Consider the following 25,075-nt stretch of genomic DNA (forward strand, 5'->3'; position numbering starts at 1 on the left):
CTGGACCGGCAAAATAGATCATGTAAGGTGAGCCCGGCATATCCCCCCAACGGCCTGGAGCCCGCCGTGCCGCACATGTCCCGTCGCCAGGTTCTCTCCCTGCTCCCCGCCGCCGGTCTGCTCGCCGCGGCCACCCCCGCGCGCGCCGCGGCGGGGATCGATCACGCGCGGCTGCTCGCCAACACCGTGGCGATCTTCGCGGGGACCCCGGACGTCAACGCCCGGCCCGAGGTCGCCGGCAAGCTCGCGGCCATCGTCGCGACCGCCAAACAGCGGCTGGCCGCCATGGACAAGGCGGGCGACGGCGAGCTGTTCGCCGGCCTGAAGCTCGGCACCGACGACGCCAAGCTGCAGCTGGCCTTCCAGTACCTGTACGAGATCGCGCTCGCGACCCGCACGCCGGGCGGTGAGCTCGACAACGACACCGCCGTCCAGAGGCGGGTCGTCGACGGTCTGCTGTGGTTGCACGAGCGCTACTACGGTGACCAGTCCAAGGGCTACTACGGCAACTGGTACAACTGGGAGATCGGCATCTCCACCCAGGTGAGCAGGACGCTGGTCCTGCTGGCCGACCGGGTGCGGGAGGAACGGCCCGACCTGACGGCGACGTACATCGCCTCGATGGACGCCTACCTGCGCAACGGCAAGAACGGCGACGTCGACCTCGACTCGCGCTTCCACACCGGGGCGAACCTGGCCGACATCACCGCCAACCGGATCCTGCAGGGCGCGCTCACCGCCGACGACGCCCGCGTCGGCAAGGCCATCTCCGACCAGGCCACCGTCTTCGCCACGGTCGACCCCTACAACCTTCAGCACGGGGTCACCGACGGCTACTACCGCGACGGCTCCTTCATCCAGCACCACTCGGTCGCCTACACCGGTTCCTACGGGCGCATCCTGCTGACCCGCGTCGTACAGACCCTCAAGACACTCGAGGGCGCGACGAGCGGCGGCGCCTCCGACCTGGCAGGCGTGGTGTACCGCTGGATCGCCGACGGCTTCGCCCCGCTGATCTTCGAGGGGTGGATGATGGAGATCGTCAAGGGGCGGGCTGTCTCGCGCACCACCACCGGCTACGCCGACGTCGGAGTGATCGTGGAGGCCATCGCCGACCTGGCCGACCATGTCGAGGGCGCTGACGCCCTCGCCCTGAAGAAGTACGTCAAGTTCCTGCCGGCCGCCGATACTGCCACCTTCGCCTCCCCGGTCAGTGTCGCCCGCTACGCGGCCATCCGCGCCGACTCCGCCGTCCCGGCCGCCGACCTGAACCCGCCCGAGCGCTGCATGGCGTACAACGCGATGGACAGGACCGTCCACCGGCGCCCCGGCTACGCCTTCGCCCTGGCGCGCAGCTCCGACCGGATCAGCAAATACGAGTACATGAACGGCGAGAACCTCATGCCCTGGTTCCAGGGCGACGGCGCCTACTACCTCTACCTCGCGGGCGAGGATCAGCGCGAGGTCTTCGGCGTCGACTACTACACGGCCGTCTCGCCGTACCGGCTGGCCGGGGTCACCGCGCCGGTGGAGGAGCGGCGGACGGTGCCCGAGCTGTACGGCCGGTTCTGGTACGAGAACCCGGGCCATCCGCTGAACTTCACCTCCTCCTCGGAATCCCAGAACACCTACGTGTACTTCCCCCGCGCGGGGAACGCCTTCTCCGGCGGCGCGACGCTCGGCGCGTACGGCGCGGCCGGCATGGTCCAGTCCGACGACGCCGCCTACACCGCCAAGCAGGCGGGCATCCTGCCCGACGACTTCGTCGTGTACCGGAACGCCGGCGCGACCAAGTCCTGGTTCATGCTCGACGACGAGATCGTGGTGCTGGCCGCGGGCGTCTCCGGTCAGGGCGGCCGCGAGGCGGTGACCACCGTGGACAGCCGCATCGCCGCTCCCGGCGACGCGGTCACGCTCACCGGCGAGGGCTGGGGCGGCCGGGCCTGGCAGGCGAGCGGCACCACGCCGCCACGCTGGCTGCGCTACGCCAACGGCACCCGCGGCACCGCGGTCGGCTACGCCTTCTTCACCGAGCAGCCCGTCGCGGCCGGGCTGGAGACGGTGACGCGCAGCCGCAGAGTCGTGCGCGTGTCCAATCCCGACACCAGCGTGACCAAGAACGTCTTCACCGCCTCGATCACGCACCCCGCCACGGGCGACGTCCCCGCCCTCGCCTACGCCCTGGTCCCGAACGCGACCGAGACCCGCCTGCGCGGCTACGCGAACGGCCCGCTGGCCGTCCTGGTCAACAACCGGCACGTGCAGGCGATCAGGCACAAGAGCCTCGGGATCGTCGCCGCCAACGTCTTCGCCGACGGCCCGCGCCACGTCGAGCACCTGCTCATCGACGGCCCCGCCTCGGTCATCGTCAAGTCCGGGAAGCGCACGGTCGTCGCGCTGTCCGACCCCACGATGAAACGCGAGCGCGTCTCCGTCGTCCTGCACGGCGCGCCTCTCCGCCTCGACTCGGCCGACGAAGGCGTGACGGTACGGCCCGTGCCGGGCGGCACCCTGGTCCAGGCGACGACCCGCCACGCCTACGGCCGCACCTTCACCGCCACCCTCCGCTGAACCGGCCCCCGGCGCTCATGGCGACCAGTGGCACCGGCACCGCTCGTCACGCCGGGGCATGCGCTAAGCGGATGGATCCCCCTTGTCGGCCACGACCCCGAGAGGGACGCCACGCAGGCTGAGCAGCAGGAGGAGGGCACAGCTTCCGGTGAGGGCGATGTCGGCGACGTTGCCGACGAACAGGCCGCCATAGTCGATGAAGTCGACGACGTGACCCTGGGCGAAGCCAGGAGCGCGAAAGAGACGGTCAAGCAGATGGGAGGTGGCGCCGCCCAGCAACGTACCCAGCACGACGGTCCAGGCGGTCGAGCGCAGCCGACGTCCGACGTACAGGATGCCGGCAACCGCGGCGGCCGTCGTCAGGGTGAACACCCACGTCGCCCCCTCGCCGATCGAGAACGCGGCACCGGAGTTCAACAGCAGCCGCAATTGGATCAGCTGCGGGATCACCGTGATGCCCTCACCGCCCGAAAGCGCCGAAAGCGCCCAGAACTTGGAAATTTGGTCTGCGAGAAGGACTGCTACGGCCAACACGAGCATCCACCCGTATGGTCGCAAGCCCAGTCTCATCGCCTGCGAACGTCGTTCGTCCGACACCCTTGCCTCGCAATCCGCATCTTCTCGAAACGCAATCTATCCAAACGTTGCCTTCCCGCGAATATGTGCGCATGGGATGCCAGGTGGGGTGGGCTTGAAGTTCCCGACGTTGCCGTACCAGGTCCCTCGTCGACCGGGGCTGAGCCGGCGCGAGCGAACGCAAGGTAACCATCACGTTACTGATCACTGAGTCCTGTTGTTTCTAGATCACAACGGATATTTGATGTGATCATCGGTCACTTACCGACCTCCTCCTTCAAGGGCGTTGAATGACAACAAACCTCCCCTCCTTCCCCGCCGTGGACGAAAACCCACTCGACACCTGCATCCGGCTCCGGGAGATCGCGCCCGTGGTCGAGGTGGAATTCCCCGGGGGCGTGCCCGCCTACCTGGCGCTGACCCACAAGGCCGTACGGGAGATCCTCGCCGGGGACAACAAGACCTTCCTCAGGGATCCCCAGCACTGGCCCGCCCTGTACGACGGATCGATTCCCGAGGACTGGCCGCTGCGCGCCATCATTCAGGGCGGTCACCTGTCCACCATGGACGGCGGCGACCACAGGCGGCTGCGCGGTCTGGTCGGCAGGGCGTTCACGCCGGCCCGGGTGCAGGCCCTGGAGCCGCGGATCCAGCAGATCATCGACGGCTTGCTGGATGACGTGGCGGCCGCCGGTGACGGCGTCGACCTCGTTCCCACCTTCACTGAGGCGCTGCCGATGTGGGTGATCTGCGAGTTGTTCGGCATACCCGCCGAGGACCGGCTCCGGCTGCGGAACTGGACCGCGACGCTGCTGGCGCACACCACTCCGCCGGATGTGGCGTTCGCGACGCAGAACGATCTTCAGGCCTTCCTGCACGACCTGGTGGAGCGCAAGCAGCGGGAACCGGGCGACGATCTCACCTCCGGCCTGGTCCAGGCTCGCGACGAGGGTGACAAGCTCACCACCGGCGAACTGGTCGGCGTGCTGTGGCTCATGCTCGTCGCCGGTCACGAGACCACCGTCCACCTGCTCGGGTACGCCATCGTGGCGCTGGCGCAGAACCCCGGCCAGCTCGCGCTGGCCAAGGCCGAGGACCGGTGGGCCGACGTGGTCGAGGAGACCGTGCGCTACCGCCACTCGGTGATGATGACCAGTTTCCGTTTCACTGCGGAGGACGTGACCGTCGCCGGGGTGCACATCCCCAAGGGCAACGCGGTGGGCGTGGTCTACCAGGCGAGTGGCGTCGATCCGGTGGAGTACGGCGAGAGCGCGAACCAGTTCGACATCACCCGCGAGCAGACCGGGAACCTCGGCTTCGGCCACGGCCCGCGGTACTGCATCGGGGCGCCGCTGGCCCGGCTGGAGAGCCGGCTGGCGCTCGCCGCGCTGTACCGGCGGCTTCCTGAGCTCAGCCTCGCGATCGACCCGGACGACATCCCGTACTCCCCGTCGTTCTTCACGATCGGCCCGCTGTCCCTGCCGGTCAACCTCGGTACAGCCAAGTCCTGACGCGCCACCGTCCGGCCCGGCAGCCCACGGCTGCCGGGCCGGACGGCTCGTCAGCGACCCGACGAGAAGGTCTTTCGCGGGATTGTCTTTCCGCCCGCACCCGCGTCCGTCCCGCCATTCCGTACGGCTTCGCCAACTAGCCCGCACGCGCCGTAGCCGCCGGCCGTCCGTCATGGCCGGTCGTGAAGGCTCACGGGCCGCTCGCCGTGACGACGCGCATTCTGGGCCTGCTCCGTGGTGAAGCGGCCACAGGGCACGCACTCGGCTCCTGAGCGGCGTCCGAAGCGCCTGTGTCAGGACGTGAAATCGATATTGTACCGAGCGCTGCCTTCACTGATCATATGGGCAAATCGTGATGCCTTTCAGGACAGCCCATCTCAACATCTGAGATCGTGGCTGGCCGGCAGGAGGAGAGACCGTGCGCCCTGTACGTATGATCGCGGTGCTGGCCGCCCTGGTGATGGCCGCGTCAACGCCCGGTGTCGCCGCCGCGGCCCCCCTGACCTCTTCGGACCGTCACGCCGGCGTCCTGACCCGCGTGCACACCGCCGGTCGCGTCGAGGTCGACGGGGCCTTCGCCAAATACAGCTGGCCCGGGGTCTACTTCGAAGGCAGGTTCCGCGGTACCGGAGTCGGGATCGTGCTCAACGACGCCGCCGCCGACTACGACGTCCAGATAGACGGCACGAGCGCCACCACCTTGGTGACCCCGGGGCAGACCACGCACTGGGTCACGGGACTCGGAAAGGGCGTGCACGACGTCCGGGTCGTCAAGCGCTCGGAGAGCCCGTGGGCGACGAGCGAGTTCGGCGGGTTCGTCGCCGTCCCGCATGGCGCGATCCTGCCCGGGCCCGCCGCGCGGCACCGGCAGATCGAGTTCATCGGCGACTCCTACACCGCGGGCTACGGCAACACGTCCACCACGCGCGACTGCACCGGCGACGAGGTCAACCGGACCACGAACGCGGACCTCAGCTTCGACGCCGTCGCCGCGCGGCGCCTGAACGCCGACTACCAGATCAACGCCTTCTCCGGCCGGGGCATGGTGCGCAACTACAACGGCAGCGAACCCCAGTCCGACTACCGCACGTACTACGACCGGGCGCTGCTGGGCGTCGAGGGTGACGTATGGAAGAACCCGGGCACGTGGCGGCCGCAACTCGTGGTGATCGGCTTGGGCATCAACGACTTCTCGACGGCCATCAACCCGGGGGAGCAGTGGACGCCGGAGACCCTCCTCGCGGCCTACCGCACCGCCTACCACGCCTTCCTCGACAAGCTCCGGGATCGGTACGGCCGCGCCACGACCATCGTGGTCAGCGCCACGCACATGTCCAACACCACGGTGTACGCCGAGACCGCCCAGCAGATCGTCCAGGAGCGCAACAGCCAGGGCGACGACCGGGTCCGCTTCTGGTACTACCCTGAGACCGGCCTGGACTACGCGGGCTGCCACTGGCACCCCTCGCTCCACGACCACCAGATCATCGCCGGCCGGCTCAGCGATTTCATCGCCACCCTTCCCTTGCGCTGGTGACCGGGCGCCGTCCAGCCCCGACGAAAGGATCAACGTGGCCGGAGCAATGGATCAGCGGCTTCCCGAACTGATCGCCGAGTACGAGGTGCCGGGCGCCGCGCTGGCGTACCTGCATCAGGGCGAGCTGCACGAGCACGCGGCGGGCACGCTCAACACCGCGACCGGCGTGGAGGCGACCCCGGACGCGCTCTACCAGATCGGCTCGGTCACCAAGCTGTACACCGCCACCCTGCTCATGCTCCAGATCGAGCGGGGCAGGCTCACGCTGGACACCCCGGTGGCGGAGGTGCTGCCGGAGTTCAGGGTGGCCGATCCCGAGGTCACCGGGACCGTCACGATCAGGCACCTGCTCTCCCACACCAGCGGCATCGACGGGGACCTGTTCCTCGACACGGGCGCGGCGACGACTGCGTGGAGAGGTACGTGGCCGCCTGCGCCGACCTGGCCCAGGACCACCCGCTCGGTGCCACCCAGTCGTACTGCAACTCGGGCTTCGTCATCGCGGGCAGGGTGGTGGAGCGGCTGGCCGGCAAGCGGTGGGACGACGTGCTCAGGGAGGAGATCGTCGAGCCGCTCGGCCTCACCCACACCTGGACCCTGCCCGAGGACGTGCTGCGCTTCCGGGCCGCGATGGGCCACAAGGACGGCGAGCCCGCGCCGCAGTGGGGTCTCATGCGCGCGATGGGCCCGGCGGGGCTGATCTGCTCCCGGCCCGCCGACGTGGTGGCCTTCGCCCGCGCCCACCTGGAGGGCGGGCTGCTCGCCGACGCGCGGGCGATGTGGGAGCCGCAGGTCGACGTCCCGAACCCGTACACCCTGGGCAGGCAGTGGGGCGTCGGCTGGATCGTCGACGAGTGGGACGGCCACCGCGTCATCTCCCACGCCGGCAACACCATCGGCCAGCACGCCATCCTCTGGGCAGTCCCCGGCACCGGCACCATCGTCTGCGCGACGGCGAACGGCGGACACGCCGGCTCCTTCACCCGTGCCCTGGGCGCCGAGCTCTTCGCCGAACTCGACGGCCTGACCGTGCCGCCACCGCTCGGCCCGCCCGAGACGCCGGTGGAGGTGGACGCCGGGCGGTTCGCCGGGGTCTACGAACGGGCAGGGGCCCGGCTGACGGTGTCGACCCGCGACGGAGAGCCCCGGCTGCGGCACGAGGCCACGGGAGGGCTGGCCGCCCTGCAGGACGAACCGGACGAGAACCGGCTCGTGCCGCTCGACGACGTCACGTTCGTCTGGGAGTCGCCCGGCGGCGCCGACTGGACGCCCGTGGTGTTCTACGAACTGCCCGACGGCTCCCCGTACGTGCACGTGGGCGCCCGCGCGACCCCCAGAACCAGTTGACGCGCTGGCTCAGAGGGTGATCCACTCCGTGCTGGTGGTCACCTCGTCGAGCACGCCGGGGATCGGCTCCACGCCGAGGCCCGGCCCCGTGGGCACCTCCAGGTGGCCGTCGGCCAGCTCGAACGGCTCGGTGATGTCGGTCGCGTAGTAGCGTCGCGACCCCGAGGTGTCGCCGGGCAGGGTGAAGCCGGGCAGGGCGGCCAGTGCCACGTTCGCGGCGCGGCCGAGGCCGGTCTCCAGCATGCCGCCGCACCACACCGCGACCCCGTTGGCCCGGCACAGGTCGTGGATGCGCCTGGCCTCGAGGTAGCCGCCGATCCGGCCGGGCTTGATGTTGACGATCGAGCACGAGCCGAGCGCGATGGCGGCGGCGGCGTGCTCGGCCGACTCGATGGACTCATCCAGGCAGATCGGCGTCTTGAGCTGCTTGGCCAGCTTGGCGTGCTGCACGAGGTCGTCGTTGGCGAGCGGCTGCTCGATCAGCAGCAGGTCGAACGCGTCGAGCCGGGCCAGGCGCCGGGCGTCGGTCAGGGAGTAGGCGGCGTTCGCGTCGACCTGGAGGAGCACGTCGTCGCCGAACCCCTCCCGCACGGCGCGGACCGGCTCGACGTCCCAGCCGGGCTCGATCTTGAGCTTGATGCGGACGTACCCCTCGTCCAGGTAGCCCGCCACGGCGTCCAGCAGCTGCGGGACCGAGTCCATGATGCCGACCGACACCCCGCACGGCACGCGGGTGCGGGCCGCGCCGAGGAACCGGCCGAACGACTCGCCCGCCGCCCTGAGCTGCGCGTCCAGCACGGCCGTCTCCAGCGCCGCCTTGGCCATGCGGTGGCCCTTGATCGGCTCGAGCGCGCGGCCGACGTCGTGCACGTCGAGAGTCTTCGGCAGCGCGGGCAGCAGGAAACGCCGGATCACCTCGGCCGCGCCGTCGGTGTATTCAGCGGAGTAGAGCGGCTCGCCCATCGCCACGCACTCGCCCCACCCCTCGGCGTCCGGCGTCACCACCCTGACCAGCAGGACGTCACGGGCCGTCTCGGTGCCGAACGACGTGCGGAACGGCGCCACCAGCGGCATCGCGATCCGCCGCAGCTCTACTCCAGTGATCTTCACACTCTCTCCACAACGTAGTAGTTCTTCCCGTGGAACCCCGTGACCGCGCGGCCCTCGGCCATCAGGCCGCCCAGCACGTCGCGTACGGCGTGCCGCCACGCCTTGGCCGTTCCCGGGTCCGCGCCCCGCAACCCTTCGACGTCCGCGGGCACGGCCACCAGCACCGCGTCCGCGTCCGCCGGGCCCGGCACCGGCCCCCCGTCCTCGTCGGCGAGCGCGACCACCGCGCCGTCCGGCACCGGCATCGGGTACGGCTCCCGCCGCGCCAGCGCCTCCACGTGCGGGTCCGAGAGCGACCAGACGGCGAGCAGGCGGTCGGACTCGTCGCCGTGGTTGATCGCGTCTTCCATGACCCCGTAGAAGCAGGGCAGATACTCGGTCGGGCGGGCGCCCAGCTTGGCCAGGTTGAAGTGGGCGTTGCGGCGCACCAGCGGGTCGTAGGTCCACGTGATCCGCTCCAGGCCGCGCTCCAGCGCCCAGCGGCGCTGGTGCAGCTTGAGCTCCAGCCCGATGCCGCGCCCCGCCGCCGTGCCGGTGACATGGGAGTGCAGCGCGCTGCCCGCCGCGAGGAACCCGACCGAGCCGCCGACCAGCCGGTCACCGTCGAAGGCGCCCGCCACGTAGCCGCCCGCGTGGGAGATCGCCCGCATCAGCTCGATCGTGACGGGCGGGCTGGCGGGCCCGAAGTGCCAGATGTCGTCGAACAGCGCGCTGACCCGCTCGAACTCCGCGATCTCATGCAGCTCCCTGACCTCGGCCAACCTACCCCTCCTCCTGCCGGACGCTCACTCGCGACAGTATGCGATGGCGCGGTGCCCGCGGCATCCGGGAGGCCGAGGGGTCGTGTCACAGGTTTAAGGTTGCGCGAGTGGAAGATGAGATCGCGCGTGTGCTCGGAGGCGTTGACGCGGTCGTCGAGCCGCTCACGCACAACCCCAAGAACGCGGTCACGGGCGGCATCTGGCGGGTGCGCAGGGGTTCGAGGTCGGCCGTGCTCAAGGTGCTGACCCGGCGGAAGGAGGGCAGCGAGGGCTGGGGGCACTCCGACGACCCCCGCCACTGGAACTACTGGCGCAGGGAGGCCGACGTCTACGCCGACGGCCTGCCGGGGCTGTGGGCGGCCTCCGGGGTGACCGCGCCGAAGCTGCTGGAACTGGTCGAGCGGGACGACGGCGACCTGGCGCTGTGGACCGAGGACGTGGCGGGACGGCCGGGCACCGCCTGGGACGTCGAGCGCCACGCGCTCTTCGGCCACCAGCTCGGCCTGGCCCAGGGGGCGGCGGGCGAGGTGGAGCGGCCGTGGCTCAGCCGGTCGTTCCTGCGCGACTACGTGGGGTCGAAGCCGGTTCCGTACGAGCTGCTGGAGGACGACGCGGCCTGGCGGCACCCCCTCATCAGCGAGAACTTCCCGCCCGGGCTGCGCGGCGAGCTGGTGCGGCTGCACCGCGACCGGGAGGAGTTCCTGACCGTGCTGGAGTCGCTGCCGAGGGCGCTGTGCCACCTCGACGTGTGGCCGAGCAACGTGATCGACCGGGACGGGGAGAGCGTGCTGGTGGACTGGGCGTTCGCTGGCGACGGCGCGCTGGGCGAGGACGTCGGCAACCACATCCCGGACAGCGTGTTCGACCTGTTCCTGCCCGCCGACCTGCTGCCCGGCCTGGACGCCGCCGTCTACGGCGCTTACCTGAGGGGGCTGCGCGAGTCGGGTTGGCGCGGAGACGAGCGGCTGGTACGGCTGGCGGTGTGCGCCTCGGCGGTCAAGTACGACTTCCTGACGCCCCTGATGCTCGCCGGAGCGGGGAGCGCGCAGCTCGGCTACGGCGGCGCCAGGCCCGTGGACGCGGCCCGGCGCCACAGGGAGCGGGGCAAGGCGCTGATGTTCCTGATGGGCTGGGCGGACGAGGCCCGCAGGCTGGCCGAGTCCGTCTAGCGCAGGCTGCGGGTGTCCAGCTCGCGCAGCACCCGTGAGACCACCACCGGATCGGCGTTCGGGTCTCGCCGGGCGTCCAGGATCGCCTGTCTGGCGGCCGACAACATCTCGCGCTGCACCCGCCGTACCAGCCTGACCCGCTTGGCCCGCTGCTCGAACGCCTCCCGCCGCTCCTCGTCGGCCACCTCCGGGCTGATCCTCAGCCCGAGGTCCACTATGCGCCCGCTCAGCACCTCCACCACGTCGTCGGGGAGGTCCTCGGCCTCGTAGATCTCCCGCAGCCGCCGCCTGGCCGCATTGCCCGCCCGGACGGCCAGCGCCTTCTCCAGCTCCCGCTCGGCCGCCAGGTCCGCCTTGACCCCGAGCCGCGTCACGATCCAGGGCAGCGTCAGGCCCTGGACGACGAGCGTGGCCAGGACGACGGCGAACGCGATGAACACGATCACCGCCCGCTCGGGGCACGGCGCCCCGTTGTCCAGGCGCAGGGGGATGGCCAGTGCGAGCGCCACCGTCGCCACGCCGCGCATGCCCGCCCACCACATGACCATCGTCTCGCGCCAGCTCAGCGGGATCTCGGTGTCCTCGCGCGCGGCCCGACGCGCCAGCCAGGCCGCCGGGAGCAACCAGAGGAGCCGTACGAGGAGCACGACTCCTACCACGGCGGCGCTCCAGCCGAGCAGGGGCACCAGCCGCCCGTGGACGGTGCCGAACACGGCGTGCAGTTCCAGCCCGATCAGCCCGAACGCGACCCCCGTCACGAGCGTGTCGACCACCTGCCAGAACGTCGCCCCCGCGAGCCTGCCGAACACGTCGTCCGCGTCCGCCATGCGATCACTCAGATAGAACGCGGTGGTCAGCACGGCCAGCACCCCCGATCCGCGCAGCGCGTCGGCCAGCGCGTAGCTCGCGAACGGCACCAGCAGCGACAGGCCCACCTGCAGCATGGCGTCGCCCAGCAGCGCCATCAGCCTCCCGCCGAGCCACCCGAGCGCCAGCCCGACCAGCACGGCCACCACCGCCGACAGCACGAACTCCGCGAGCGCGCCAGGCCACGAGAAGGAGCCGGTGACGACGGCCGCGATGGCGACGTGGTACAGCACGATCGCGGTGACGTCGTTGAACAGCCCCTCGCCTTCGAGCACCGACACCATGCGCCTGGGCAGCCCGAGCCGCCCCGCCACCGCCGTGGCCGCGACCGGGTCGGGCGGCGCCACCAGTGCGCCCAAGGCGACGGCCGCCGCCAGCGGCAGCCCCGGCACGAGCACGTGCGCCGTCGCCGCCACGGCCGCCGTCGTCACGAACACCAGCGCCACGGCCAGCAGGAAGATCGGCTGCCAGTTGGCCGCGAACTGCCGCCACGACGTGCGCCGCACGGCCGCGTAGAGCAGCGGCGGGAGCAGGAGGGGCAGGACGATGCCGGGCGGGATGTCCACGTTGGGCACGAACGGGAGCACGGCCAGCACGATGCCGAGCAGCGTCATCAGCACGGGCGACGGCAGCCCCAGCCGCTCGCCGACCGGGACCGTGACGAGCGCGCCCAGCAGCACGAGCATGAGCAGCACGAACTGGTCCACGACGCCCCCCGGTGATCGCCGCAACCAGCGTAATCGAGCGCTCACACTCCGTGCTCGACCACCCGCCCGCTACCGCTCCAGCACGTGCAGCGTGTGCGGGTACGTGCCGAGCGGGAGCGGCCCTTCGTCCGTGCAGACCGCCACGTCCGCCACCCGCGCCCCGAACAGGTCCGGCACGTAGATGGCCGGTTCCAGGCAGAACGTCATCCCCGGCGCGAAGACGGCGTCCTCGCCGGGCCAGGGCCCCTCGTCGTGCCCCAGCCCGACGCCCCGGCCCACGTGCGCCGCCGCGAAGCGCCCGTACCCGCTCCCGTCGATCACCTCGCCGACGGCCCTGGCGACCTCACCGACCGGACCGCCGGACCGCATGGCGGCGAGCCCGGCCCGGTGGGCGGCCAGCACCACCGAGTACATGGCCTCGAAGTCCTCCGGCGGCTCCGCCACCACGAACACCCTGGCCACCTCGGCGCAGTAGCCGCCCCACCGGCCGCACACCGACACCGCCAGCGCGTCCCCGGGGTTGATCACGCGCTCCCCGGGCACGTGCGCGGGCCGCGCCGAGTGCTCGCCCGCCGCCACCCGCAGCGACAGCAGTTGCTCGCACCCCGACTCGGCCAGCAGCACCCGCAGCCGGTGCGCCATCGCCCGCTCGGTCGCCCCGAACCAGGCCAGCTCCCGCGCCTGCCCCAGCACCCCTTCGGCGGCCGCCACCGCACCCCGGACGGCCTCGATCTCGTACGGCTCCTTGCGCAGCCGCAACGGCCACAGCACGGAGGACGCGGGCACGAGCTCGGCCTCGATCGCCAGCCCGAACAGCTCGCGCACCGGCATCTCCGGATCCACCCCGACCCGCCGCGCCCCGTCGGGCAGCACCCCGGCCGGATCGGCGGTCTCGGCCACGACATGCCGCGTCACCACGAGAAACGCGCCCTCGCCGCCCCCCAGGAACCGGGAGTCCGGCGAGGAGCGCAACACCAGCGCGTCCACCCCGGCCTCCTCCATGGCCGCCCGCACCGCCGCCACCCGCGCCGTAGCCGTCTGCGGCGCGGGTGTGTCGTGCGGCGCGGGCGTCACTTCGGCTCGTGCAGCCAGCAGGCGACCGGCCCGAACTCCGGCTCCTTCTCGCGGCACACATCCATCACGAACGGGCACCGCGGGTTGAACCTGCACCCTCCCGGTGGATTCGCCGGATCAGGCACGTCGCCGGGCAGCTCCGCGGGCAGCACGCCCATCCCGTCCGGCTTGGGGATGGCCTGCAGCAGGGCCTTCGTGTACGGGTGCCTGGGATCGGCCCACACCTCGGCCGTGTCGCCCACCTCGACGATCTTGCCGAGATACATGACGGCGATCCGGTCGGCGATCAGCCGCACCACGGACAGGTCGTGGCTGATGAACAGCAGCCCCGCGCCCGAATCCACGGCCAGGTCCCGCATCAGCCTGGCCACCTGCGACTGCGCGGAGGCGTCCAGCGCCGAGATGGGCTCGTCCCCGATCAGCAGCCGCGGCCGCGCGGCCAGGGCCCGGGCGATGGCGATGCGCTGCCGCTGCCCGCCGGAGAACTCGTGCGGATGCCGTCCGGCGAAGTCCCGCGGCAGGCCGACGCGTTCCAGCAGGTCGGCGGGGGACGTGGCGGTGTCGTTCGAGGTGCGCAGCCCGTCGGCGATCTGGTCGCCGACCCGCCGCCGGGGGTTGAGCGACGCGTACGGATCCTGGAACACCATCTGGATCCCGGTCAGCTTCCTGCGCCGCAGGCCGAGCGGCGTGACCGGCTCCCCGTCGAACGCTATCGAGCCGGCGGTGATCGGGTTCAGGCCGCAGACGGCGCGGGCGAGGGTCGACTTGCCGCACCCGGACTCGCCGACCAGGCCGACGACCTCGCCGGGGTTGACCGCCAGGCTGGCCCCCGCCACGGCCCGCACGGCGGGACGGCCGGGGGAGCGGTGCTCGACGACCAGGTCGTCGATGGACAGCAGGGTCATCGTGCCTCCGCGTCAGGCAGTGAGTCCAGCAGGGAGCGGGTGTAGGCGTGCTCGGGCTCCCGCAGCACCCGCTCACGCGGGCTCGACTCCACGACCAGCCCGTCCTTCATCACGCTCACCTCGTCAGCCACCGCCGACATCACCCCGAGATCGTGCGTGACCAGCAGCACGGCCAGCCCCAGTTCGTCGCAGAGCCCGCGCAGCAGCCGCAGCACGCCCGCCTGCACGGTCACGTCCAGCGCGGTAGTCGGCTCGTCGGCGATCAGCACCTTGGGGGAGCAGGCCAGCGCGATGGCGATGGCGATGCGCTGCCGCATCCCGCCGGAGAACTGGTGCGGATAACGTCCGAACGCCTCCTCGGCCCCCGGGATCCGCACCTTGCCCAGCAGCTCGACCGCCCGGGCCCGCGCCTCGCCCTTGCCCAGCCCCAGGTGGTGCCGCATGTGCTCGGTGAGCTGCTTGCCGATCGTCAGCATCGGGTGCAGGCTCGTCGCGGGGTCCTGGAAGACCATGGCGACCTCGCCGCCGCGCACCCGGTTCAGCTCCTTGGGCGGCAGCGCGAGCAGGTCGCGCCCGCCGAGCCGGATCGCGCCCGACACCCGGGCGCCGTGCGGCAGCAGGCCCAGCACGGCCAGGCCCGTCATGGTCTTGCCCGAGCCGCTCTCCCCGGCCAGCCCGTGCACGCGGCCCGGCTCGAGCGTGAGATCGACGCCGCGCAGGATCTCCTTGCCGCCGATCGTCACCTTCAGCCCGGTGATGCTCAGCGTCGTCATAGGGCACGCTCCTTGATCGCGCGGGCCGTACGGGGGTCGAGCGCGTCCCGCAGCGTGTCGCCCAGGAAGTTGAACGCCAGCACCACGGTCAGGATCGCCAGCCCCGGGAACGTCGCCACCCACCAGCTGTCGAACACCTCCACCCCCGAGGCCACCATCGCCCCCCACTCGGGAGACGGCGGCTTGGCCCCGAGGCCGAGGAACGACAGCCCCGACAGCAGGAGCAGGGCGGTGCCGATGTCCAGGGTGGCCAGGACGAGGATGGGGCCGGTCACGTTCGGCAGCACGTCCACCCGCAGCGACCGCCACACCGAGAAGCCCAGCAGCCGGCCGCTCAGCACGAACTCCCGCTCCCGAACCCCCAGCACCAGCCCGCGCGTGACCCGCGCGTACGCGGGCCAGGCCACCACCAGCACGGCCAGCACGGCGTTGGTGAGGCTGGCGCCCAGCGCCGCGGCCACCACCATGGCCAGGATCACGGTCGGGAACGCGAACACCAGGTCCGCCACCCGCATGATCGTCTCGTCGACCCACCTGCCGAAGTAGCCGGCGCACGCGCCGAGCAGCCCGCCGATCAGCACCGACAGCACGACCAGCAGCAACGTCAGCGGGATCGACACCCGCGCCCCGTACATGACGCGGCTGAGGATGTCGCGGCCGAGCTGGTCGGTGCCGAACCAGTGACCGGGACCCGGCGCCGCCAGCCGCGGCAGGTCCTGGGCCAGGGGGTCGTGCGGCGCCAGCACGGGCGCGGCCAGCGCGATGACCAGCCAGGCCACCGCCAGCACGCCGCCGGCCACGGCCAGGGGTTGCCGCCAGGCCTCGGGCAGCCGCTTCAAGATCATTGAAGCCTCACTCGGGGATCGATGACGCCGTACAGGACGTCCACGATCAGGTTGATGACCAGGTAGACGATGCCGACGACCAGGCCGACGCCCATGACGGCGGGCAGGTCGAGGGTGGTGGCGCTCTTGTACGCGTACTGGCCGACGCCGGGCCAGGCGAAGATCGCCTCGACCAGCACGGTGCCGGACAGCAGGCTGCCGAACGCCAGGCCCGCCACGGTGATGACGGGCACCAGGGCCGAGCGCAGCACGTACCTGAACAGGACCACCCGGCCGGGCAGCCCTTTGGCCCTGGCGGCACGGACGTAGTCCTGCCCCAGCACCTCCAGCACCGCCGAGCGCGTGAAGCGCGTGAGCAGCCCGATCGTGTAGAGCGCCAGGACCAGGGCGGGCGTGACGAGGTGGCCGACGGCGGAGGCGAAGACGTCCCACCGGCCCGCCAGGAGCGCGTCCACCGTCTGCAGCCCGGTCACGGCAGGGGCCGCGCCGCCGAGCGCCGCGTCCACCCGGCCGCTGCCCGGGGTGAGCTGCAGGCGGTAGAAGAACACGTAGAACGCCACCAGCGCCAGCCAGAACGTCGGCACGGAGATGCCGATGAGGCTCAGCAGGCGCAGCACGTGGTCGGACGCCCGGTCCCTGCGCAGCGCGGCCACCACGCCGAAGGCCACGCCCAGCAGCAGCGACACGAGGATCGCCGCCCCGGCCAGCTCCAGCGTGGCCGGGACGAACTCGGCCAGGTCCTGGCTGACCGGGCGGTGGCTCTGCTGGCTGATGCCCAGGTCACCGTGGGTCAGCCCCTGGAGGTGGAGCACGTACTGCTGCCAGAGCGGCTTGTCGAGCCCGTGCTCGGCCCGCCACTGCGCCACGATCGCCGGATCGCCGAGCGCCCGCTGGCCGAGGTTGGCGGCCACGGGGTCGCCGGGGACGAGGTTCGTCAGGACGAACGTGACGAGCGTGATACCCCACGCCATGAGCACGGCGAGCAGGATGCGCCGGATCAGGAAGCGGACGAGCGGATGGCCCCGCGCCGCCCGGCCCCGGCGGGTTGCGCCCGGGATGTCGGACACCTGCGAGGCTCCCTTACTTCACGCCGAGGTCGGCGACGTCCACCGTCCACACCGGGTGGTACTCGAGCCCGGTCACGGAGGCGGCCGTCACGATGTTCTGGCTCGGCTGGATCAGCGGGATGAACGGGCCCGCGGCGTTGAGCTTGTTCTGCACGTCCTCGTAGGCGGCCTTGCGGGCGTCGTCGCCGATCGTCACGGCGGCCTTGTCACCGGCGGTCTCGATGTCCTTGGCCGCGCCCGCCTTCCAGCCGGCCCGCAGGCCCACCGTCTTGCCGGGCAGGAACGCCAGGTAGTCGCTCGGGTCGGGGTAGTCCGGGCCCCAGTACCACAGGCCCAGCTCCTCCTTGCCGTTGCGGTAGTTGTCCAGGGCCGTGGTGACCGGCGCGGGCTGCAGGTCCACCGTGATGCCGACCTCCTTGAGGTTGGCCTGGATGCGCTCGGCCAGCGGCTGGAACGACAGGCCGTTCACGGTCAGCTCGCTCGGGTACTCCAGCTTGACGGTCGGGTTCGTCAGGCCGCTGGCGGCCAGCGCGGCCTTGGCGCCCTCGACGTCCCGCTTGGCCGCCGCGGCGGCGGGCAGCGCGCCGAGCAGCTGCGACGGGATGACGCCCGGCGCCTGGGCCGAGCCCTCGCCGGCCAGCTCCAGCAGCCCCGCGTAGTCCACGCCCTTGCGGACCGCCTCCACGAACTTGGCGTTCGGCGTGGTCTTGCTGACCCCGGAGTCCTGGTTGGCCAGCAGGAAGATGACGTTCGCCGAGGCGGTCTTCTTGACCTGCAGGGTCGCGGGCATGCCGGTGACCTGGTCGCCCGACAGGTTCAGCGCGACCTGGCTGTCGCCGCGCTGCACGTTCAGCTTCTGCGTGGCGGCCTCGACGTTGCGGATGACGACCTTGTCGTAGGCGGGCTTGGTGCCGTAGTACTTCGGGTTCGCCTTGAGCGTCACCTGGCTGCTCACGTTGAACGACTCGATCTCGTACGGCCCCGAGCCGGCAGAGGCCGAGTTCAGGTACTGCTCGGCCTTGTCCTGGGCGTCGGTGGTGGCGCCGTGCTCCTTGGCGACCTTGCTGTTGATGATGCCGAGCGCCGGGTTGGGCAGGATGTACGGCAGCGCCGGGTTGGCCGCCTTCGACGTCAGAGTGATCGTCGAGTCGTCGGTCTTGGCCACCTCGACGCCGTCCAGCAGGAACGACGGCGTGCCCTTCATGTCACGCACACGCGTGAGCGAGAACACCACGTCGTCCGCCGTGATCGGCGACCCGTCCGCGAACGTGGCGCCCTTCTTGAGCTTGAGCGTCAGCGTCTTGCCGTCCTTGCTCAGCTCGTACGACTCCGCCAGCGCGGGCACCGGCTTGGTCACGTCCGCGCCGTCGAACGTCAGCAGCGTCTCGTAGACCGCCTTGCCGACGATGAGACCCGTCGGCTCGTACGTGCGGCCGGGGTCGGCCGTCTTGAGGTCGAAGGACGTGTCGATGACGAGGGTCTTGCCGCCGCCACCGCCGGAGGCGGCGGGGGACTGGGAGCTGCCGCCGCTTCCGCAGGCGGCGAGGGCGAGTGCACCGGCGAGCAGCACAGCCGCCGTCTGCGAGCGGGTCGCCATGGTTGGTCCTCCAAGATTGGACGTTCGGCAGGAAGATGTCGAGGATTGTCCGGCAGAACGTCCAGGTCCCGCGCGGTCAGCGAGACGTATATAAAGGTCGATGAGGTAATGATGAGTGAAATTTCCAGAAATGGTGCTGGCGGTGGCGGTCAGCCTGGACGGATCGGCATCGGTCTCGAGCTGGACGAGGTCCACATGAAGATCCTCGAGGTCCTGCGCGAGAACGGCAGGATCTCGGTCGCCGCGCTGGCCGAGCGGGTCGGGATCTCCCGGGCGAACGCCTACACCCGCTTCGAGGCGCTGCGCGCGGACGGCGCGATCAAGCGCTTCACCGCCGAGATCGACCACGTGCGGACCGGGCTCGGCATCACCGCGCTGATCTTCGTGACCGTGCGACAGCAGATGTGGAAGCAGTTCAGGGCGGAGCTGGCCCGGATGCCCGAGGTCGAGTACTGCGCGATCACCACAGGGCAGCACGACGCCATGATCCAGGTACGCGTGCCGGACGTGGCCGCCGTGCACACCATGGTGACCGACCGCCTGGCCAACATCCCGGCGGTCAAGGCGACGGAGACGGTGTTCATCCTGGACGAGGTGCTCAGGCGGCCGTACGTGCTGCCCAGCGACCGCGACCAGGCCCGCTCGCCGCGACGGTCCGTCCAGGAGGGGAGCCAGGGCGGCGTGCCGCTCGGCAAGATGCGCTTCGTCGGCGCCGCCGAGGGGCGCGCCGCCCTACGCAAGGACGACTAGCGATGTCGCCCTTTCCGTGAGTGCGGCGATCAGCCGACTTCCCGGCACACGCTCACGTGGACCGTGTCGTCCCCGTCGAAGCTGAACTCCTCCACCAGCCGCAGCAGCCCGTCGTTCCCCGCCTCGATGCGGCTGCTGCTCTGGCCGGCCGCCGTCCCGCCTGCCTTCAGCGCGTGCACGTACGAGATGGCCACCAGTTCGCCGTCCCGCGTGCCCACGAAATGCCCGTGGGTCACGGTGTCGCCGGAGTAACTTCCCCACACCACTCCGTCGGACTCCTGGTAGCGGAACTCCGTAGGGCTGTCCTGGTCTACTGCGCTCGCCGTCGAGCTCACCATCACGAATTTGCGGCCGTTGAGATTCACGCCCGCCATGGTGGCCCACATTTCCGAAATATCAGCATCCGGCTGGACAGATAGTGAGAGACAGCGGTCAATGATCGGCAATCCGTCCAGCCGGGGGGCAGGGCGGCACGTCGTACAGGAGCAGGAGTGCTTGCCCGGGACTTTACCTTTCCGCGCCTGACGACATCATTGCGCTGTGTGATAGTAATGTGACGTTGCGTATCCGATAGAGGTTCGGGAGATTCTTCATGGTGGCGTACCTGCTCTCGATCTTGGCGGCGGTGAGCGCCGTGGCGCTCACCGCGCTGGTGTTCAGGAAGGTCAAGAGGGCCGGAGAGGACCGCGATCCCAACGGGCCGTCCGCCGCGCACGCGGGGGCCATGCTGTCGGCCATGTTCCTGCTGGTGTTCGCCATCGCGATCATCGTGCCGTGGACCACGGCAGACGCCGCCCGCCTCAACACCCACGCCGAGAGCCAGGCGGCGGTCGACGCGTACTGGGCGGCCGCCTCTCTGCCGGGCACCGCGCCGGTGGACGTGCGCAGGGCGCTGCGCGACTACGTCACGTTCGTCGTCAGGGACGAGTGGCCGCTCATGGCCGAGGGCCGGATGGACCCGGTCGGCGCCGCCAGGATGGACGAGCTGCGCGGCCGGGTCATCGACCTGACGGTGAGCGGCGACCAGCAGGAGGAGGCCAAGACCGCCGTGCTGGAGCAGCTCAGAGCCCTGTCCACCGCGCGGGCCCAGCGCACCGCCGACGCCGCCGCCACGCCCCCCGAGGGGCTGCTGATCCTGACCATCCTCACCGGCGCCCTGGTCATCGTCTTCCCGTTCCTGGCGGGGGCCAGGCCGAGGGGGCTGGCGATGCTGCCGCTGCTGGCGACGGCGGCGCTGCTGGGCTTCGGCACGTACCTGACATGGGACATCTCCCACGCCTTCGCCGGGCCGCTGGCCGTCGGGCCGCAGGCGTTCCAGGGGGCGCTGCAGGAGTTCGCGCGCATCAGCGGAGGGATGTGAGCGTGGGCGTCAGGCGCGCGCCGCTGCTGCTGGCCGCGGCCCTGGCCGCTCTGGCCGTCGCGGGTCCCGCCGCGGCCGACAGGGAGCCGTGGCCCCGCCCGGTGCCGCAGGTGTCCGTACGCCCGCCCGCGCCCCCCAAGGGCGTCACCGTCGGGCCCACGGTGTCCGTGCCCCGGGTGCGGACCTGGCGGTCGCCGGCCCCCGGGGTGTCGATCTCGATGCCGCCCGGGAAACGGCGGGCGGCGCCCGCGGTCACGCTGCCCCACGTGACGGTCTACCGGGACGGGGTGTGCACCAGCCGCGTCCAGGTGGGGGAGTGCCCGCGCAAGGTGCCGCGTCCGGTGCGACGGCCCGTGCCCTGGATGGCGCCCGTGCTCGTGCCCACCCCCACGCCGAAGGCGACTCCCCGGGCGCACTTCCAGCGGGCCCCGGCCGCGCCGGCCCGTCGTAAGAGCCCGATGACCACCGTGCTGGTGATGGCCGTGCTGGTGTCGGCGATCACCTCGACGACGGCCGTGGCGTTCCGCGCCCGCCGCTGACCAGGGGGAGGGCTTATTCGCGTGCCGCGTTCCGGCGCCGCATGGCACACTGTCCGCCGGGCTCGTCGATCTTCCTTCGGGCTCGGCGGTTGTGTGCGGTGATCGGGGGAGAGGCGGCTGTGGCCGACGAAGAGGTGCTGACCGGCGGCGGCGTCAACCACGTGGTCAGGGTCGGAGACACCGTACGGCGGCCCGCGGGGGCCTGGACGCCGGCCGTTCACGCGCTGCTCGGTCACCTGGAGGCGCGCGGGTTCGACGGCGCGCCCCGCTGCCACGGGATCGACGCCGAGGGGCGGGAGATCCTGGACTTCGTGCCCGGCGACGTTCCCAGCTATCCGCTGCCGGAGTGGGCGCTGACGGACGAAGCACTGGTGGCTGTCGGTGCGCTGCTGCGGGGGTACCACGACGCCACCGTGGGCTTCCCGATTCATGGGGACTTTTCGTGGTACCTCCCTCCGGTGGCGCCGGCGGAGGTGATCTGCCACGGGGACGCCGCCACGTACAACTGCGTCTTCCGCGAGGGGCTGCCGGTCGCGTTCATCGACTTCGACACGGCCCACCCGGGGCCGCGGGTCTGGGACGTGTCCTACGCCGCCTACCGCTTCGTGTCGCTCAGCGACTCCCGGCATGAGGGGGTGGGCTCGTGGCCGGTGGAGGAGCAGGCGCGGCGGCTGCGGGTGTTCGCCGACGCGTACGGGCTCGGGGACACGGACCGGCGCGCGCTGGTGTCCACCGCGCGGGCCCGGCTGGACCATCTGATACGCCTCATGTACGACCAGGCCGCCGCGGGCAACGAGGCCTTCGCGAGCCACATCGCCCGGGGCGACGATCACTTCTACCGCACCGACATGGCGCACTTGGCCCGCCACGAGGCCACGTTCCGCTCCGCCCTCACGGCCTGACCCGCGGATGGCGGCAACGTGGGCTCTGGCGGCCGGTGGGAAGACCTCGGTCCCCCCGGCGGTTTCACGTGATCGTGGAGAAGACCGAGGTAGTGGTGATCGGCGCCGGACAGGCGGGGCTGTCCAGCGCGTACTTCCTGCGCAGGTTCGGGTTCGAGCCGGTCGTGCTGGACGCGGGCGACGGGGCGGGAGGGGCGTGGCGCCACCGGTCACCCTCGCTCACCATGGACAAGGTACACGGGATCTTCGACCTGCCCGGCGTGCCGCGTCACCCGGGCGTGGACGGCCGCCGCCCCGCCGCCGAGGTGGTCCCCGCGTACTACGCGGCCTACGAGGAGGGACTCGGGCTGGACGTCGTGCGGCCGGTGAAGGTCACCTCGGTGCGGCGTGGCCGGGACGGTCGCCTGGTGCTCGCGACGGACGCGGGGGAGTGGTCGGCCCGTGCCGTGGTCAACGCGACGGGCACCTGGACCCGTCCGCACTGGCCCTACTACCCGGGCGCGGCCGGCTTCGAGGGGCGCCAGCTCCATTACGCGAGCTACCGCGGGCCCGCGGAGTTCAGGGGGCGGCACGTGATCGTGGTGGGCGGGGGAGCGTCGGCGATGCACGTACTGTCCGAGATCGCCGGGATCGCCGCCGGCACCGCCTGGGTCACCCGGCGCCCGCCCGTCTTCCGGGACGACGACTTCGGCGAGAACGCCCGGCGCGAGGCCGTCGCCCTGGTCGAGGAGCGGGTCCGCGCCGGTCTCCCGCCGCAGAGCGTGGTGAGCGTCACGGGCCTGGGCTACAGCACGGTCGTACGCGAGGCCCTGGCGAAGGGCGTCCTGCAGCGCCTGCCCATGTTCCACCGCATCACCGAGCACGGGGTCACCTGGCCCGCGGACGAACCCTCGGCGGCAGACCGGTTCCTGGCCGCGGACACGATCATCTGGGCCACCGGCTTCCGCTCCGCCCTGGACCACCTCGCGCCCCTGCACCTCCGGGAACCGGGCGGCGGGATCAAGGTGGACGGCACCCAGGTCGTGAAGGAACCGGGGCTGCAGCTGGTCGGCTACGGCCCGTCCGCCAGCACCATCGGCGCCAACCGCGCCGGGCGCACGGCCGCGGGCAACGTCCGCGGATACCTGACCACGCACCCGGCCCGGCCCGCCGCCTGACCACAAGCCCGTTCGGGAGAGCCGCGGTCGTACCGGCATCACAGAAGATCAGCGAAACCTACTATAGGAAGTAGTAAAAATACCGATTGCGGCCTCAGGGCGATCACTCGCGTGCAGAGGGTCGACACGGGGTGTGACACCAGGTTAGCGTCCTGACATAAGGATCTTTATCCCGTCAGGAGGTCCCAATATGGAAGTTCCCGGCTACACCGAGATCCGGGAACTCGGACACGGCGGGACAGGGCGGGTGATGCTCGCCTTACGGGACTCCGACGGGCAGTCCGTCGCCATCAAGCACCTGTCCGAGCCGCTGCGCGCTGACGAGGACTTCGTGGGGAGGTTCCGGGCGGAGGCGGACGTCATCCGCGAGATCGACAGCCCTCATACCGCCCGCCTGCTGGAGTACGTCGAGGGCGACGACGACGCCGTCATCGTGATGGAGCTGGTCGACGGCGTCACGCTGCGGCGGCTGCTGGAGCACGAGGGCGCGACGGGCGCGGAGGCGGCGCTCGTGGTCCTGAAGGGGGCGCTGCTCGGGCTGGCCGAGGCGCATCGGCGCGGGGTCGTCCACCGCGACTTCAAACCCGAGAACGTCATCATCACGCAGGACGGCGAGAGCAAGCTGGTCGACTTCGGCGTGGCCGCGCACTTCGGGGAGACGGCCTCCCTCGTCGGCACCCCCTCCTACATGGCTCCCGAGCAGTGGGAGGACGCTCCGGCCAGCCCCGCGACCGACGTGTACGCCGCCACGCTGGTGTTCTACGAGTGCCTGACCGGCCATCGGGCCTTCCAGGCCGAGAACGTGGCCGCGCTCGCCTACCAGCACCAGCACGTGTCACCCCCGCTGGAGGACATCGACGAGCCGCTGCGCCCGCTGGTGGAACACGGTCTGGCCAAGGACCCGGCGGGGCGTCCCGAGTCGGCGGAGGCGTTCCTGATCGAGCTGGAGGACGTCGCCCTCGCCGCGTACGGGGAGGAATGGGATCAGCGCGGACGGGCCGGGCTCGGCGTCCTGGCCGTGCCGCTGGCCGCGCTGCTGCCGAGGGCGCAAACGGTTGCCGCGGAGAGCACCACCAGCGTGTTCAAGACGACGCTGGGGCCGGCGGGCAAGTTCGCGGTGACGGGCGGGCTGGTGCTGGCGACCGCGGCCGCGGTGACGTCGGCGTTCGTGATCTGGGCCGACTCCCCGGAGCCGGGGCCGGGCGTCGCGCTGCCGCCCGCCACGCCCTCCCAGGTGCCGGCCTCGCCCACGTCGGCCGCGCCCAGCTCTGCTCCGCCCACGTCCGCGGAGCCCACCCCGAGCGAGTCCATCACGGGTACGCCGACCGTCACGTACGCCGGTGAGCCGAGTGCGATCCCGACCGTTCCACCCGTGATCCGACCGACTGGGAGGGGGCCCCGCACCGAGCCCCCCGCGCCCACCCGTGAGCCGGCCAACCGTCCGACGACCCGGCAGCCGACGCGCTCCAGCCGGCCGAGCACCCGGCCGCCCACCAGCGAGCCGCCGGCCACCCGGCCACCGACGACCAGGCCGCCGGACACCGAACCGCCGACCACCCGCCCACCGGTCACCCGGCCGCCGACGACGAGGGCGCCTGATCCCGGCACGCCGCCTCCTCCCAGGAACAGGGAGCCGCTCATCTCCGTCTCCGTCAAGGTTTCGGTCAACGTGCCGATCCTCAGCGGCGAGGGCGACGGGCTGCTGGACGCCGACGTCGGCCTCGGCCTGGGATCGAGCCTTCTGGGGCTGGTGGTCGTACCCGGTTCGGTGCTGGCCGGACGGCAGATGGTGGTGCGAAGGGTACGGCGGCGGCGCGATACCGAAAAGTCGTAAGTTGCGTGCCGGGCGGCATGATCCTCTACTATCAGCTGTCGGATAGAGGGCGTCCCCCGGCCTGAATAAATGCTGACCGGAACCTGCCCTGCGGCTCGGGGTAAGGAGAAGTGTGG

At 71.4% G+C, this 25,075-nt stretch carries 21 protein-coding genes and 1 pseudogene; 11 read left to right on the forward strand and 11 right to left on the reverse strand.

Annotation, left to right across the window (positions count from 1 at the left end; all coding sequences use genetic code 11):
- Positions 1-27 precede the first annotated feature (27 nt).
- Positions 28-2,571 (forward strand): polysaccharide lyase family 8 super-sandwich domain-containing protein, encoded by a 2,544-nt coding sequence (locus ACQPWU_RS25500; protein WP_433444231.1) that lies wholly within the window; start codon positions 28-30, stop codon positions 2,569-2,571.
- 63 nt (positions 2,572-2,634) lie between these two features.
- On the opposite strand, the gene ACQPWU_RS25505 is transcribed toward ACQPWU_RS25500, so the two are convergent.
- A complete protein-coding gene (locus ACQPWU_RS25505) occupies positions 2,635-3,111 on the reverse strand; it encodes a signal peptidase II (protein ID WP_433444232.1) in 477 nt (158 codons plus the stop codon).
- A gap of 326 nt (positions 3,112-3,437) precedes the next feature.
- Here ACQPWU_RS25505 and ACQPWU_RS25510 point away from each other — a divergent pair, with 326 nt between their 5' ends.
- The 3 genes and pseudogenes from ACQPWU_RS25510 (at position 3,438) to ACQPWU_RS25520 (ending at position 7,542) form a co-directional block, all read left to right on the forward strand.
- Positions 3,438-4,658 (forward strand): cytochrome P450 family protein, encoded by a 1,221-nt coding sequence (locus tag ACQPWU_RS25510; protein WP_433444233.1) that lies wholly within the window; start codon positions 3,438-3,440, stop codon positions 4,656-4,658.
- A 418-nt stretch (positions 4,659-5,076) separates the two neighbouring features.
- On the forward strand, positions 5,077-6,195 hold the full coding sequence (locus ACQPWU_RS25515; RefSeq protein ID WP_433444234.1) for an SGNH/GDSL hydrolase family protein: 1,119 nt from the start codon (positions 5,077-5,079) through the stop codon (positions 6,193-6,195).
- 46 nt (positions 6,196-6,241) lie between these two features.
- A pseudogene (locus ACQPWU_RS25520) lies at positions 6,242-7,542 on the forward strand (serine hydrolase domain-containing protein).
- Positions 7,543-7,551: 9 nt separating this feature from the next.
- On the opposite strand, the gene menC reads toward ACQPWU_RS25520, so the two are convergent.
- Positions 7,552-8,652 (reverse strand): o-succinylbenzoate synthase, encoded by a 1,101-nt coding sequence (gene menC, locus ACQPWU_RS25525; protein ID WP_433444235.1) that lies wholly within the window; start codon positions 8,650-8,652, stop codon positions 7,552-7,554.
- Positions 8,649-9,413, reverse strand: coding sequence for a GNAT family N-acetyltransferase (locus ACQPWU_RS25530; protein WP_433444236.1), 765 nt, complete (start codon positions 9,411-9,413; stop codon positions 8,649-8,651). Before ACQPWU_RS25530 ends, menC begins: the two co-directional genes overlap by 4 nt.
- A gap of 107 nt (positions 9,414-9,520) precedes the next feature.
- Between ACQPWU_RS25530 and ACQPWU_RS25535 the strand changes: the two genes are divergently transcribed.
- A complete protein-coding gene (locus ACQPWU_RS25535; protein ID WP_433444237.1) occupies positions 9,521-10,582 on the forward strand; it encodes a hypothetical protein in 1,062 nt (353 codons plus the stop codon).
- Here the strand turns inward: ACQPWU_RS25535 and ACQPWU_RS25540 are convergent.
- The 7 genes from ACQPWU_RS25540 to ACQPWU_RS25570 form a co-directional block, all read right to left on the reverse strand.
- Positions 10,579-12,156: a Na+/H+ antiporter gene (locus ACQPWU_RS25540; RefSeq protein WP_433444238.1), complete on the reverse strand. Its 1,578-nt coding sequence runs from the start codon at positions 12,154-12,156 to the stop codon at positions 10,579-10,581. The two genes, ACQPWU_RS25535 and ACQPWU_RS25540, sit on opposite strands and share 4 nt — an antisense overlap.
- A 69-nt stretch (positions 12,157-12,225) precedes the next feature.
- The gene (locus ACQPWU_RS25545) at positions 12,226-13,230 is read right to left on the reverse strand and encodes a M24 family metallopeptidase (RefSeq protein WP_433444239.1); all 1,005 of its coding nucleotides are present in this window, start codon (positions 13,228-13,230) and stop codon (positions 12,226-12,228) included.
- The gene (locus ACQPWU_RS25550; RefSeq protein WP_433444240.1) at positions 13,227-14,135 is read right to left on the reverse strand and encodes an ABC transporter ATP-binding protein; all 909 of its coding nucleotides are present in this window, start codon (positions 14,133-14,135) and stop codon (positions 13,227-13,229) included. The genes ACQPWU_RS25545 and ACQPWU_RS25550 overlap by 4 nt, the downstream gene beginning before the upstream one ends.
- Positions 14,132-14,908, reverse strand: a complete 777-nt coding sequence (locus ACQPWU_RS25555; RefSeq protein WP_433444241.1) for an ABC transporter ATP-binding protein — start codon at positions 14,906-14,908, stop codon at positions 14,132-14,134. The genes ACQPWU_RS25550 and ACQPWU_RS25555 overlap by 4 nt, the downstream gene beginning before the upstream one ends.
- Complete coding sequence (locus ACQPWU_RS25560; protein WP_360703081.1) at positions 14,905-15,753, reverse strand: ABC transporter permease; 849 nt, start codon at positions 15,751-15,753, stop codon at positions 14,905-14,907. The genes ACQPWU_RS25555 and ACQPWU_RS25560 overlap by 4 nt, the downstream gene beginning before the upstream one ends.
- Positions 15,750-16,820: an ABC transporter permease gene (locus tag ACQPWU_RS25565; RefSeq protein WP_433444242.1), complete on the reverse strand. Its 1,071-nt coding sequence runs from the start codon at positions 16,818-16,820 to the stop codon at positions 15,750-15,752. Before ACQPWU_RS25565 ends, ACQPWU_RS25560 begins: the two co-directional genes overlap by 4 nt.
- A 13-nt stretch (positions 16,821-16,833) precedes the next feature.
- A complete protein-coding gene (locus ACQPWU_RS25570; protein WP_433444243.1) occupies positions 16,834-18,417 on the reverse strand; it encodes an ABC transporter substrate-binding protein in 1,584 nt (527 codons plus the stop codon).
- 111 nt (positions 18,418-18,528) lie between these two features.
- Between ACQPWU_RS25570 and ACQPWU_RS25575 the strand changes: the two genes are divergently transcribed.
- Complete coding sequence (locus tag ACQPWU_RS25575; protein WP_433445287.1) at positions 18,529-19,167, forward strand: Lrp/AsnC family transcriptional regulator; 639 nt, start codon at positions 18,529-18,531, stop codon at positions 19,165-19,167.
- Positions 19,168-19,196: 29 nt separating this feature from the next.
- On the opposite strand, the gene ACQPWU_RS25580 is transcribed toward ACQPWU_RS25575, so the two are convergent.
- Positions 19,197-19,532 (reverse strand): hypothetical protein, encoded by a 336-nt coding sequence (locus ACQPWU_RS25580; protein ID WP_433444244.1) that lies wholly within the window; start codon positions 19,530-19,532, stop codon positions 19,197-19,199.
- 227 nt (positions 19,533-19,759) lie between these two features.
- On the opposite strand from ACQPWU_RS25580, the gene ACQPWU_RS25585 reads away from it, so the two are divergent.
- The 5 genes from ACQPWU_RS25585 to ACQPWU_RS25605 all read left to right on the forward strand — a co-directional run bounded on the left by ACQPWU_RS25585 (position 19,760) and on the right by ACQPWU_RS25605 (position 24,959).
- Positions 19,760-20,527 (forward strand): hypothetical protein, encoded by a 768-nt coding sequence (locus ACQPWU_RS25585; RefSeq protein WP_433444245.1) that lies wholly within the window; start codon positions 19,760-19,762, stop codon positions 20,525-20,527.
- Between the two features lie 2 nt (positions 20,528-20,529).
- Positions 20,530-21,066, forward strand: coding sequence for a hypothetical protein (locus ACQPWU_RS25590; RefSeq protein WP_433444246.1), 537 nt, complete (start codon positions 20,530-20,532; stop codon positions 21,064-21,066).
- 119 nt (positions 21,067-21,185) lie between these two features.
- Positions 21,186-21,968, forward strand: a complete 783-nt coding sequence (locus ACQPWU_RS25595; protein ID WP_433444247.1) for a phosphotransferase — start codon at positions 21,186-21,188, stop codon at positions 21,966-21,968.
- A gap of 74 nt (positions 21,969-22,042) precedes the next feature.
- Positions 22,043-23,125, forward strand: coding sequence for an FAD-dependent oxidoreductase (locus ACQPWU_RS25600; RefSeq protein ID WP_433444248.1), 1,083 nt, complete (start codon positions 22,043-22,045; stop codon positions 23,123-23,125).
- A gap of 190 nt (positions 23,126-23,315) precedes the next feature.
- Entirely contained in the window at positions 23,316-24,959 is a 1,644-nt protein-coding gene (locus ACQPWU_RS25605) for a protein kinase domain-containing protein (RefSeq protein ID WP_433444249.1), read from the forward strand.
- The last annotated feature ends 116 nt before the right edge of the window (positions 24,960-25,075 follow it).

Origin of the sequence: Nonomuraea sp. CA-141351 (assembly GCF_050944675.1) — a bacterium.
Classification (GTDB): Bacteria; Actinomycetota; Actinomycetes; order Streptosporangiales; family Streptosporangiaceae; genus Nonomuraea.